The organism is Vibrio sp. SCSIO 43137 (assembly GCF_028201475.1).
In the GTDB taxonomy this organism is placed as follows: domain Bacteria; phylum Pseudomonadota; class Gammaproteobacteria; order Enterobacterales; family Vibrionaceae; genus Vibrio.
The window spans coordinates 325,146-336,426 of the sequence record NZ_CP116384.1; the positions used below are offsets into that span (position 1 = coordinate 325,146).

Below are 11,281 nucleotides of genomic sequence, written 5' to 3' on the forward strand. Positions count from 1 at the left end.
ACCATGGTGGCCGTTATTTATTCAGGTAATGATTTGTTATTCAGCCGTGGCGTCATGCACCGCTTTTTTAGTGTCTTGCCAGACCTGACTAGAATCTTCTTTAACACCTTCCCATGTGTTTGAACAACCACCAATGAACAGGGCAAGTGTGGTTAAAATTAATGCAGCTCTCATTTATTTACCTCCGTCTAAGCTATCTGATGACTATAACAAAACTGCGCAAAAGCTAAAGAGTTTATATTCCACTTTACTTATGATCGAGAACCTTCTAGTGTGCCAAAACAAGAGTTTATTGTTGAGCGTTAAAGCAAAAAGATATGAGCGAAGTAGTGAAGAAAAAGCAGGGAACCAAACATAAATCAGAGCAGGAGAGACGGGAACAAATTTTAAGCTGTTCGATGGAGGTATTTCTCAACAAGGGCTACCACAATACCACTATGAAAGAAATTGTGGCATCCACCGGCCTTTCTAAAGGCGCGATTTATCACTATTTTTCCTGTAAAGAAGAGATCTTTAACGCTATATTTCTCGATTTTGACCAGAAAATAACCGCCGACTTTGAGCGAGTCTCGGTTGCGGACGATCCCCTGACGGAAATCAAAAATCTACTTACATCTACACTGGACGAGATGATTCGCTTTTTCCGTATGTACTATGTCTGTTTAGAGATGTCAGAGAGTGATGCCTTACAGCAGCAGTTTGATCAAACCACAGAGTTCATCCGTCAGAGCGTAACCCGTTCCATAAAGGAAAAATACGATCTGCCGACACAAGTCGATGTGGAAGACGTTTTTAGCAGCTTTAATCTGATGATGGAAGGTTTACTCTCCCTCGCAGCGACCAAAAAATCATTTGAGCCTAAGGCAAGTTTGCAAGTGGTGTTCAGGGTGATTGATCATCTGCTTGAAGTATCAGAACAGAAGAAATAAGTTATACGGACTATTCAATGCACTGTCGGCTCAGTTGTCCAGTTCTCAAGAATATTCATGCTCAATAGTTTCTAAGATGCTTAAAAGTGTTCTATTAGTACAGCTAAAATCACGGATTGGTTGAGTTGTGGTGACGAGCAACAGTTTCAAGCCGTTCCGCAAGCCAAATTTTAATAATTGACTGTCGTGTAACGCCGATTCGGTTAGCTTCCTGATCTAACGACTCCAGCATCCACATAGGGAGATCAACATTGACACGCTTCTGTTTTTGCATCGGGCGCTTAGCTTTAGAAAGGTCCAAATCATCAATTACATCAGTATCACTTTCAAATTTTTTATCAAAATCATGCGCTTTCATATCTGTTCGATTTGCTTTTTCTCTTGTCGAATTCAAATGTAACCATGAGTAAAATCTATACCATTATTACTCGTATATCAATTCAGCTCAGATTTTTGCTCTAGTGGTGAAACATGAAATACAGGCAGATTAATTGGTGATCGCTCCCATGTTGCACGTGGGAGTGTATACCAGATCTCAAAATTACTGTCGGACGTTGGTTAAGCCTGTTCTTCTTTCCGACCTTTTAGTTTCGCCCCTGCCCGGGCGAGTAACTTTTGCCTGCGGCTGCAAAAGTCACCAAAAGAGCCGTGGTTTTCTTTGTCGTTATAGGCTTATTCACCACCGTTTTGTAACTCGCCTTTCTGGTGAAAGGCTCAAACACGACAAAACTATTAGAGCTAGCAAGAACTCGCTCCAATGCTGTGCGTTGGAGTGTATACCTGAGCGTATATTTACTGACAGAGTTGTGAATCGTATACCCCAGATAGTGGTAACTTATAGCCCTGTATTGTCAATGCGGATGGCTAACGGATTGCTTTCGACTACAACGCTAAGTTCGGAATAACCGCTAGCAATTAAACCACTTCGCATTTTACGTTAACCGATTTAAAGTCTGGTATAGCTCCATCTGCTTCTATATCTGAGGGTAATTTGTTGTTACCAACCAAAATGCATTTTGCCCCAAACGCCTTTGCCGCAAGTAAACCGCTTAGAGAGTCTTCATAGATCAAACATTCACTTGCGCTTGTATTCAGAAGTTTTGCGCATTTTTCAAAACCTTCCGGATTTGGTTTTCCTTCGGTGACGTCCTCGCGGCTTATAACTATGTCGAAATAATGGTGTAGTCCGTGAAGGTTGAAAATATATTGGACACGGGCAGGCCAACTTCCGGTTACCAAGCCAACTTTTATGCTATTAGATTTCAGTTTCTGAAGTAGCTCTTTTGCACCATTTATCATTGGTGTGTCAGCGGTTTCTTCATAGTCATCAACCAGCTTTTTTATATCAGTTTTTTCCTCTTCTGATAGGTCTTTAAAAAAATAATCGAGCGTATAGCTTCCGCTTCGGCCATGTATATGCGGCTCAATGTCTTTAGCCGGAATACTTACCCCAACCGTTTTAGCGGCATTTAGCCACGCTTTTTCGATGGTATTTCTGGAATCAATTAGAGTCCCATCCATATCGAAAATTACCGCTTTATAGTCAATTAACATGGGTGGATTCCTTTTTCCCGAACACATCCAACATATGTAAATTGTCTTGAACTCTGTCATTAAATATTTCAAGGGCTTCACTTGAGTTTGCCGCATTACATGTAACAGGAAGTATTACCGCTTTTTGTTTTAGCAGGCTTTGTACCACCACCCCTGCTTCTTCATGGTCAATATTCTGAGCGATAATTTGGCCGTTGCAGTTGATAAAGGCAAATAGTGATTTATTCATTTGTAACTCCTATTCTGAACTGGTGTTATTGTTGTTATTGGGACAGACTACTAATCTGTCGTTACCTATGGCTATTCTTTAACCTCAGATATGAAGTCACTTTAGTACTTTCTTTTTATTCCTTATAATGAAAGATATTCAATCTACGATGAGTACTTGGAATGGAAATAGATCTGCTGAGAGCTTTCTGTGAGCTTGCACTGAGAAAGCACTATGGAGCAGCCTCAGAGCATCTTTACATTACACAGTCAGCACTGACTAAGAAGATTCAGCGTTTAGAACATATGATTGGTGCAAAGCTATTTGACAGGGGAAGGGGCGGGGCAAGCCTTACTCCACTAGGAGCTGTATTGCTACCTGAAGCAAGAAGATTAGTTGATAACTTTGATACATTCTCTAAGCTGACCAAAAAGGCAGTGGCCGGTAAAACAGGCTTTCTGAAGATTGGATTTGGCATATCCAGCTACGATGTAGCAACAGATATTATTGCCGAATTTACCAATGCCAATCCGGAGATACATATTTCTCTGGACGACATCCCATCTCAGTTGCAAAGAGAAATGCTTTTGTCAGGTGAGCTTGATATCAGCTTTAGCCGTTTAGCTATAGCCGGAGAACTTGAATCCAAGGTTGTGACTAATGATGAGCTAGTGCTTGCGGTGCATCATTCTGTTGAGTTGGATAACGATCCTTTTAAAAACTTAACTGACACCAGTTATATGCGGTTAAATCCTGCCCGCGGTCTTGGTTACTCGAACTTAGTGGATAGATATCTGAATGAGACCAATCGTCAACTAGCGGTTGAGCGTGAAGCCAATGATATTCTTACTCTGTATACCATGATCTCAGCAAATCTGGGCTATTCCATTGTGCCGAAAAGCACTCAATATCTAGGTAGCGAAAAGGTCAGATATATACCATTGGATGATCTGAATACTCACTGGCAAGTGGGGATGATCTGGAACCCTGAAATAGAAAACCCAGTGCGGGATTATTTTGTACAGTTAGTGTGTTCTTAATCTCTATGGCCGTAGGCTGAGTAAGCCATTTAGGTTTTCATTCTTAGTGAAAGGCTCAGGTGTGACAAAACTGAGCTTGCTATATTATGAACCTCAAAACAAGGCAGTTAAACAAAATTGGGATAAACAGTCTTTGAATTTAACTGTTCTATTTTCTTTTTTAATGTTCTCGCATATCAATTGATATTCTCTTTTCCGATAGATCATAACTTTCGATAAGGCCGCCCTCTGAACCTCTATGGGTGTCCCACATATATACTCTTTTTAACTCAAAGTATATTAGTTCAACTCTCCAAAGACCGATTGGGTAAATGTAATCGGGAAGGCCGTAATTTTGTATAAACTTACTGAATCTCTCAGAGTGATTCATGTCCTGCAGGATTTTTTTATATCCAGAGTATTCATCGCTTGATGTTTTACTGACAGACCAATATTTTCCCTCATATTTATTAGAGTCCCACCCGCGTGAACCAGCAGCACAACCACTTAATAAAATACAAATAATAAGCATTGATGTGAATTTAAGTGACTTCATCATAAATCTCAGGTTTAGCTTGATATTATTAATAAAATTAGAATCTTACGTGGTAACTGTCTCGTTTACAAGGTTGGTGTGCTTAGCAAACTGAAGTCATAAAATAGTATGCGGAATTAGGACATAACGGTTCAGAAAAGGGATTGGGGACATATGGTGGGATATTGCAAAGATATTGACGGTCATATTACCGCCTTTGCGAAACCACCTATAGTGGAAAGTGTATTTCAAGCTTTAATCCAGTTCTATAGCCAGCCAAAGTCTGGTATGCAACGCAAGAGCATCACAACTAGCCGGTAGTGTTTCCTACTGCCTGCTTTTCGCTTAAGACGAAGCAGGTATTCGCTCCCCGAAGGGAGAGAAACCTCTATAGCGGAAAGACTATCTTTAACTATGCTCAATGGATAAGCTCGTCCACGCACGATATTTAATTATTAACTCTTGAGGAGTGAGTATGAGAGCCTTGCTGCTTATTCTGCTTGTACCGTCTATGGCTTATTCCGCTGTAGATTTGGTTAAAGTGGATAAATCTGAACGAAAAATGTACTTAATTGAGAACGGAGCGACTTTAAAAGAGTACTCAATCTCCTTAGGGGGGAATCCTCAAGGGCATAAAGAGCAGGAAGGTGATCAAAAAACACCGGAAGGTGAGTACATTCTGGATTACATCAACGAAGAGTCCTCATACTACAGATCAATGCATATTAGTTACCCTAACCAGACGGATAAGCTTCACGCAGAGTCAAAGGGGGTTAGTCCGGGTGGTTTTATTATGGTACATGGGCAAAAAAATGGTTTTGGCTGGTTGTCCTCCTTTACACAAACAATGGACTGGACAGATGGCTGTATTGCCATAACCAATAAAGAAATGGACGAGTTTTTAAGTTTGGTGGATGTGGGTACAACCATCGTTATAGAGTGGTAGTTGTTGCGGTAAGTGTTACTTTTTCCTGCTTAGGAGGCTCTCTAATTGCGTTAAGCCTTAAGTGGATTCTTATGTCTGTCTAACTCTGGTATACATACCCACGCTGGAGCGTGAGGAACGATGGAAGGAGCCGGATGTCGCTCTTATATAAAAGAAAAAAGCTGACAGAACTTCTCCTGTCAGCCTTTATAAATCAGTTAGTGTGACTGCACTTATCAGTGCTTCATCTTCATACCGGCCATTACTTTCTTCACCGGCGCTTTAAACGTGATGCTTTCACCGTCAGCAAAGTTTGCGGTTACTTCAATTTCACTGCCCTCGGTAAAGTTGTGCTTTAGTTCAAACATCATAATGTGCAGGCTGCCCGGCTTAAGTACAACCTTGCTGTTAGCAGGAATCACAATGCTCTTAACCTGACGCATTTTCATTACGTCGCCTTCCATAATATGGTCGTGCAGTTCAACTTTACCAGCCGCAGGTGTTGAAGCAGAGACAAGAGTGCGCTCTTTATCACTGTGGTTCATTATGGTTAAAAACACGGCACTGGCCGGAGCATTTGGCGGCGTTGCACGGGCGTATGGATTGTGCATCATCAAATCGCCGCCGGCAGAGGCAAAGGTGCTGGTCAGGGCTAAGGTGATTAGAAGTAGCAGTTGTTTCATGTTTGTTCCTTTTTCGGGCTGTTCCGTTGCTATTGTTATTTAATATTCAGTGTGGTCTTTATCGCCTGAACGATAGGTTCAGGGTCAAGGGTATGAGGTACTTTGGTAATCAGAGTTCCGTCCGGCTGTAGGAAGTAGAAGTAAGAGCTGTGATCGACCACATAACCCATAGCGGAATCTTCCAATTCCGTTTTTCTGAAAATCACACCATAGCGATCTGCCACTGGTTTGGTGATCTCAAGCGGGGCGGATAAGCCTTCAATAGATGGGTGAAAATACTGGGCGTAGGTATGAGCCGCGTCCGGTTCATCTCTTTCCGGGTCAATGGAGATAAACATAGGGCGTAAAGCCGTTAACTGATCTTCTTCGAACTCTCTTAACGCGCCGGAAAGCATTGCCAGAGAAGTCGGGCAGACATCAGGGCAACGGGTATAACCAAAGTAAACCACACGAACTCTGTCGTCGCTGGTATCGAAAATCTCTACCGATTGGTTCTCTTTTCCTGTGAAGGTCGGGTTTTTAGCGATCTGCTCGGAAGCTTGTTGCTGCTTTTGTGCTTCTATTTCTGACTGGCTGTCCATATACACTTTCAGGCCGTAGCCGAGAACAAAGGCGACAGCCAGTGCCAGTGACCAATTTTTACTCATCTTTCCATCCTAATTGCCGGGTGCACTGTGGTAGTTCCGTCTGATAAATCGCCAAGCCAGGTCATCTTGTCCTGAACACAGACCGGAAGCATAATTTTCGCGGTAAACAGTCCATCTTGTTGCTTTTTCAGTTGATATTTTACCGTGCCCATATCCATCTCAAGAGCATTGAGATTCAGGGAGAGAGTATCGTTTTCAGCATTATCCCATTTAATGGTAATCAGGCTTTCAGTCAAAGGTTTTGCTACGTCACGGTCTAGCAACATACTGACTTCCGCTTGCTGACATTCGCTGGTAGACAAGAAACAGTACTTCTCTTTATCAAACTCAGAAGTCGTACTAGTATCCGCCGGTTTAGCTGTCTGAAGCAGATCCTGGGCAAAGAATCCGGCCGCAATGGCCACACATAAAAGTGCAATTTGTAATAATTTCATAACAGGGCGAAAGGTTATCAATAAGTTAAAATGTTAACACGAATTCAATGCTGAGATGTGATGGAGATCGATGACTGTAAAATTTTACAAATAAAAAAGCCAGCAAACATATTGCTGGCTTAAATATCTGACAAGAAAACTATTAGTCTTTATCTGCAACTCGTTCTAGCAACAGCACTGCGCCAATCGCGACAAACATCATCACAACGGCAAGTAGCAACTGATTTGGCTGAGAAAACAGAGTTTCATACTCAAATGGAGAGATGTTTTCCTGCAGCAGAGGAACCTGCTCACCTTTAGAGTTGATTCTCCAGCTTATTGTCTCTTTCCACGGCCAGATTTTTGGCAGTGTTCCAATCATCAGTCCGGTAAGAAACATCAGGGTGGAGCTGCGGTGTTTTTTAAGCAGCCATGAAAGCAGATGAGAAAAGCTGAGAAGACCTATCACACAGCCGGTTACAAACAGCAATAGCACATCGATTTGCAATGATTTGGCCGCCGCAAGAATGGGGCCATACATACCCAGCAGCAGCAGAATAAAGCTGCCGGAAATACCGGGAAGAATCATAGCGCAGATAGCAATAGAACCGGCTGCGACGATATTGAAATTGGTTGGATCCATCTCCAGCGGTTTAAGCACGGTAATGGCGTAGGCAAAGGCAATACCGATAACAGTACAGATGAATCTGGTAACGTCTTTTTCATCTACCTGCCTGACAACGTGATAGACAGAAACCAGTATCAGGCCGAAGAAAAATGACCAGAGCGGAATGGGGTGAGTCACCAGCAGCCATGAAATCAGTTTTGCCAGCGTCAGTATGCTGGAGATGACTCCGCCAAACAGGGCGATCAGAAACAGACCGTTAATATGATTAAAGGCGGCTTTTATACCTTGTTCACGGATAACCTTTATCAGGCTTGGGTTTACCCGCCTGATGCTCTCTAGCAGGGTGTCGTATACGCCGGTAATAAAAGCGATAGTGCCGCCGGAAACGCCCGGTACCACATCTGCGGCTCCCATAGCGATTCCTTTAAGGAAAGTGGTCAAATAGTTCATTAACGTATCTGTGTGATTGTTCAGGAAGGGGAATTATACAAAAAACAGGTCAAATAAATATAAAAACGGGCAAATTAGCATGCTTATCAATAAGGTTTAGTGCAATTAATGTCATAGCTTTTTGCATGGTGTTTGCAATTTGCATTTGCAAAATGCAATTGCCAGATGGAAAAGTTGTACTTTTGTGCAAAAAAGACCCTAAAAAGCGAGAATATATATTTCTTTCAAGTTGGCACGCATTGTGCTTTAATACTAGCGACCCTTCTTAAAGCCGAGGGTCACCTAGCCAACTGACGTTGTTAGTGAATATTTATTGTTCACACTATCTATAAGCCAATTGCAATTATTGCGATTGGCTCTTTTTTTGTCCAAAGAAAACTTTTCAGTGACTTTTCCTGTAATTCTAGCTCTTAAGCCGGGTAAGTTAGAGTTACGTTCAGCATCTGCATATCAAAAAGCCAGTCAGTTTTGCTGACCGGCTTTGGTGACTCGTGTTTAATCCGGACTCATGTTAGTTGTTGAGTTAATACCCCATCAGGCTTAGTAGATTCTCCGCCGTGGTGATTGCCTCTTTTCGGTTAGCAATATTAAGCTTTTGATACAGGTTGCGGATATGAGTTTTTATGGTAGTACCGGCCACATCCAGTTCTTGTGCAATTTGCTCATTGCTAAAGCCTGAATAGATTAGCCCCAGCACCTGCCATTCACGTTGGGTAAGAGGACTGGTACGCACCAGTTCAGGAACATTAGGCAGATTTACTAGCTTATCAACAAACTCTTCGTCAAAGTGCACGGAGCGGCTACGTTGCTTGCTGGAGATATCTTTAATCAGTTGCTGGGCGCGGTGCTTCTCCAGATCGCCGAGGCTGGTATAGCTACTGAGTTTCTGTAGCAGATGATCAAGACTGCTGCCGTCAATCAGAAAGTCGCCGATTATACCGGTCTGGTTGGTCAGGCTTAACGCCTGCTTCAGCTTGTCGTTAGCCAGAGCTTCATTACCTTGTTTAACCTGAAGAGTCGCTTCAATAATTAAGTTACGGTTTATATCCGTCACCAGATGGCAACCCTCAGCTTGTTGCTGCAAAAACGCAAGGCTTTCTTCAGCCTGTTGGAATTGTCCTGTATAGGTTTGCGCACGGGCTATATTACGCCATTGTAGCTGGTAGAAATGGTTCCTTGCAGAAGAGGGCTTCACTGCTTGATCCAGCCAGCGTTGAATAGAGTCAGTATCACCTTTGGCCTGCCAGAACAGCAATAATGACAGGGAGGCGTTTGCCTTCCAGTCGAGGTGATAATTTGATTGCTGTAGCAGGTGCTGTATCTGCTCAATAAACTTACCTGCTTTATCCAGTTCACCACGGCCGATGGCAATACGTGCCAGCAGCGAGTAGCAGTGCAGGTGTTTACTTTCATCATGCTTGCCCAGAACATCAATGCCTTTATAGGCGCACTCTTCTGCTTCATCAAGGCGGTTCCAGCACCAGAGCACCTGAGAGCGTAACCGCAACAGAAATTCATGCAGCGGCAGTTGTTGCAGCTTTTGCTCTTCGATCAGCTTAAAGGCGCTGTCCTGAATCTCATACGCGGCTTGTACAAACCCTTGTGCGATCAGTATTTCGCTTTGCTGCAATAGTGCCCAAAGTGCCTGATGGTAAAGCTGATGCTGTCTGGCTAGTTTTTCTGTCTGCTGCATCAGGGAGAGGGCGCGATCCAACTCACCATTTACATGGCTGACTTCACCCATAATGGATGTAGCAACAATCCTGCTGCGGTAAATGGTGGTATCTAGCTGACTAAGTGATAGCTCGGCAAGTTCAAGAGCGGCTTCAGGGTCATTGCGGTTAATGGCAACCTGAGCGCGCAGGGCATTGATTTGTCCCTTCTCTCCAGTGGTGATCTCTATATCTCTTTTCACCATCTGTTGTTCGGACTCCGCCAACATTCCCTCTACCAGGTTGTATTTATGCTGGCTTTGCGCCAGCCATGCCTGTAGCAGGGGCAGTTTCATTTCACTGTAGAGTTGATCGTCCGAAAGCTGACTCATGGCATCTTCCATCACCCTGAGCTCACCCTGATTAAACATACGCCAGCCATGATCAGCCAGAATCTGAGCAACTAAATCGCCGTCTTGCGACTGGCGGGCATGGGAGAGTGCCTGATGGGCGATATCAGTATTCAGCCATGCTTTAGCGGCGTTTCTGTGCAGCTGTATCTCTTCCTGAGGAATACGTGCCTTTCGTTCATGGGCGAGAAATTCACCGAACAGATGATGGAAGCGATACCAGTTCTGTTCCCCTTCCAACCGGTAAATAAACAGGCCGAACCGGTTGAGCGACTCAATCATATTCAGGGCATCGTCGCGGTTTGTCAGCTCACTAACCAGCTTATCGTTAAAGGTTTCCAGAACAGAACACTGCATCAGGAAATGCCGGGTTTCCTGATCCAACAGATCAAACACCTCCTCAACCAGATAATCCCATAAATGAGCATTGTTAAACTGAGAGACGGATTCGGCTGACTGAGCCAGAGTGCGTTTCTGGTGTTGTGCCTGTAAGGCAATTAACTGCAGGGCAGACGGCCAGCCTTCAACATAGGCACGCAGGTTGTCGGCTGTTGTGTTGTCGACCCCTTCAGAAACACGCTGATTGAAAAAGCGGGTGGTTTCTTCGGTATCAAACGCAAGTAAGTCGTTGCCTATCTCAATCATCAAATCCCTGACCCGCAGGTTAGCGGTACCCAACGGCGGATTAGAACGGCTGGTGACCACAAGGGTAATATTGTCCGGCATATGCTTTAAGAAAAAGCGCATCGCTTCATGAATTTCATCGTCAGCAATCAGGTGGTAGTCATCCAGAACGACATAGCACTCATTATAGTAGTCAGCCAGTTCAGAGAACAGTTCGCCGAACAGGCTTTTTAAAGAGGAGAACTGGCGTCTTTCCGCCAGTGTCTGGGCATTCGGGCATTGATTGTCTGTGCCGCGGTTAATGGCCTGAATAAAGTAGTTAACAAAGCGGAAGCTATCGTTATCACTGTCGTCAATGCTGTACCAGCCAACATTGCTTTTCTCTGACAGCCACTGAGCTGCCATGGTGGTTTTACCATAGCCGGCAGGCGAGCGGAAAAGCACCAGCTTGTAACAGGGAGCCTGTTGTAACAGGTCAAGTACTCTTGGTCTGACAATGGCGTTATGCAGTCTGCCGGGACGGGTTAACTTAGATGGAATCCACATAAATATCTTGCTTTGCTACTGAGTGTACGAATCAAGCTTAATCCTACGTTAAGCCAAT

General features: G+C 43.7%; 13 protein-coding genes. 3 read left to right on the forward strand and 10 right to left on the reverse strand.

The window, feature by feature from the left end:
• Window positions 1–36: 36 nt before the first annotated feature.
• Window positions 37–174, reverse strand: coding sequence for an entericidin EcnAB (locus PK654_RS17250; protein ID WP_271700254.1), 138 nt, complete (start codon window positions 172–174; stop codon window positions 37–39).
• A gap of 143 nt (window positions 175–317) precedes the next feature.
• On the opposite strand from PK654_RS17250, the gene PK654_RS17255 reads away from it, so the two are divergent.
• Window positions 318–929 (forward strand): TetR/AcrR family transcriptional regulator, encoded by a 612-nt coding sequence (locus PK654_RS17255; RefSeq protein ID WP_271700255.1) that lies wholly within the window; start codon window positions 318–320, stop codon window positions 927–929.
• A gap of 109 nt (window positions 930–1,038) precedes the next feature.
• On the opposite strand, the gene brnA is transcribed toward PK654_RS17255, so the two are convergent.
• From brnA to PK654_RS17270, 3 genes are all read right to left on the reverse strand, one after another.
• Complete coding sequence (gene brnA / locus PK654_RS17260; RefSeq protein ID WP_271700713.1) at window positions 1,039–1,287, reverse strand: type II toxin-antitoxin system BrnA family antitoxin; 249 nt, start codon at window positions 1,285–1,287, stop codon at window positions 1,039–1,041.
• Between the two features lie 557 nt (window positions 1,288–1,844).
• The gene (locus PK654_RS17265; protein WP_271700257.1) at window positions 1,845–2,483 is read right to left on the reverse strand and encodes an HAD family hydrolase; all 639 of its coding nucleotides are present in this window, start codon (window positions 2,481–2,483) and stop codon (window positions 1,845–1,847) included.
• Complete coding sequence (locus PK654_RS17270; protein ID WP_271700259.1) at window positions 2,473–2,712, reverse strand: hypothetical protein; 240 nt, start codon at window positions 2,710–2,712, stop codon at window positions 2,473–2,475. The genes PK654_RS17265 and PK654_RS17270 overlap by 11 nt, the downstream gene beginning before the upstream one ends.
• 161 nt (window positions 2,713–2,873) lie before the next feature.
• Here PK654_RS17270 and PK654_RS17275 point away from each other — a divergent pair, with 161 nt between their 5' ends.
• Entirely contained in the window at window positions 2,874–3,731 is an 858-nt protein-coding gene (locus PK654_RS17275) for a LysR family transcriptional regulator (RefSeq protein WP_271700261.1), read from the forward strand.
• 160 nt (window positions 3,732–3,891) lie between these two features.
• On the opposite strand, the gene PK654_RS17280 is transcribed toward PK654_RS17275, so the two are convergent.
• Window positions 3,892–4,269, reverse strand: coding sequence for a hypothetical protein (locus tag PK654_RS17280; RefSeq protein ID WP_271700262.1), 378 nt, complete (start codon window positions 4,267–4,269; stop codon window positions 3,892–3,894).
• Between the two features lie 451 nt (window positions 4,270–4,720).
• On the opposite strand from PK654_RS17280, the gene PK654_RS17285 reads away from it, so the two are divergent.
• Window positions 4,721–5,191: a L,D-transpeptidase family protein gene (locus PK654_RS17285; protein WP_271700264.1), complete on the forward strand. Its 471-nt coding sequence runs from the start codon at window positions 4,721–4,723 to the stop codon at window positions 5,189–5,191.
• A gap of 215 nt (window positions 5,192–5,406) precedes the next feature.
• Here PK654_RS17285 and PK654_RS17290 read toward each other — a convergent pair whose 3' ends face one another.
• The 5 genes from PK654_RS17290 to malT all read right to left on the reverse strand — a co-directional run bounded on the left by PK654_RS17290 (window position 5,407) and on the right by malT (window position 11,223).
• The gene (locus PK654_RS17290; protein WP_271700266.1) at window positions 5,407–5,853 is read right to left on the reverse strand and encodes a copper chaperone PCu(A)C; all 447 of its coding nucleotides are present in this window, start codon (window positions 5,851–5,853) and stop codon (window positions 5,407–5,409) included.
• A gap of 35 nt (window positions 5,854–5,888) precedes the next feature.
• A complete protein-coding gene (locus PK654_RS17295; protein ID WP_271700267.1) occupies window positions 5,889–6,500 on the reverse strand; it encodes an SCO family protein in 612 nt (203 codons plus the stop codon).
• Complete coding sequence (locus PK654_RS17300) at window positions 6,497–6,934, reverse strand: hypothetical protein (RefSeq protein WP_271700268.1); 438 nt, start codon at window positions 6,932–6,934, stop codon at window positions 6,497–6,499. Before PK654_RS17300 ends, PK654_RS17295 begins: the two co-directional genes overlap by 4 nt.
• 142 nt (window positions 6,935–7,076) lie before the next feature.
• Window positions 7,077–7,991, reverse strand: a complete 915-nt coding sequence (locus tag PK654_RS17305; protein ID WP_271700269.1) for a DUF368 domain-containing protein — start codon at window positions 7,989–7,991, stop codon at window positions 7,077–7,079.
• Between the two features lie 523 nt (window positions 7,992–8,514).
• A complete protein-coding gene (malT, locus tag PK654_RS17310; protein WP_271700270.1) occupies window positions 8,515–11,223 on the reverse strand; it encodes an HTH-type transcriptional regulator MalT in 2,709 nt (902 codons plus the stop codon).
• Between the last annotated feature and the right edge of the window lie 58 nt (window positions 11,224–11,281).

Excerpts from the sequence above, each read along its gene's own strand:
- PK654_RS17250 (WP_271700254.1), bottom strand. The coding sequence starts at position 174 with ATGAGAGCTGCATTAATTTTAACCACACTTGCCCTGTTCATTGGTGGT.
- PK654_RS17255 (WP_271700255.1), top strand. The coding sequence starts at position 318 with ATGAGCGAAGTAGTGAAGAAAAAGCAGGGAACCAAACATAAATCAGAG.
- brnA (WP_271700713.1), bottom strand. The coding sequence starts at position 1,287 with ATGAAAGCGCATGATTTTGATAAAAAATTTGAAAGTGATACTGATGTA.
- PK654_RS17265 (WP_271700257.1), bottom strand. The coding sequence starts at position 2,483 with ATGTTAATTGACTATAAAGCGGTAATTTTCGATATGGATGGGACTCTA.
- PK654_RS17270 (WP_271700259.1), bottom strand. The coding sequence starts at position 2,712 with ATGAATAAATCACTATTTGCCTTTATCAACTGCAACGGCCAAATTATC.
- PK654_RS17275 (WP_271700261.1), top strand. The coding sequence starts at position 2,874 with ATGGAAATAGATCTGCTGAGAGCTTTCTGTGAGCTTGCACTGAGAAAG.
- PK654_RS17280 (WP_271700262.1), bottom strand. The coding sequence starts at position 4,269 with ATGATGAAGTCACTTAAATTCACATCAATGCTTATTATTTGTATTTTA.
- PK654_RS17285 (WP_271700264.1), top strand. The coding sequence starts at position 4,721 with ATGAGAGCCTTGCTGCTTATTCTGCTTGTACCGTCTATGGCTTATTCC.
- PK654_RS17290 (WP_271700266.1), bottom strand. The coding sequence starts at position 5,853 with ATGAAACAACTGCTACTTCTAATCACCTTAGCCCTGACCAGCACCTTT.
- PK654_RS17295 (WP_271700267.1), bottom strand. The coding sequence starts at position 6,500 with ATGAGTAAAAATTGGTCACTGGCACTGGCTGTCGCCTTTGTTCTCGGC.
- PK654_RS17300 (WP_271700268.1), bottom strand. The coding sequence starts at position 6,934 with ATGAAATTATTACAAATTGCACTTTTATGTGTGGCCATTGCGGCCGGA.
- PK654_RS17305 (WP_271700269.1), bottom strand. The coding sequence starts at position 7,991 with ATGAACTATTTGACCACTTTCCTTAAAGGAATCGCTATGGGAGCCGCA.
- malT (WP_271700270.1), bottom strand. The coding sequence starts at position 11,223 with ATGTGGATTCCATCTAAGTTAACCCGTCCCGGCAGACTGCATAACGCC.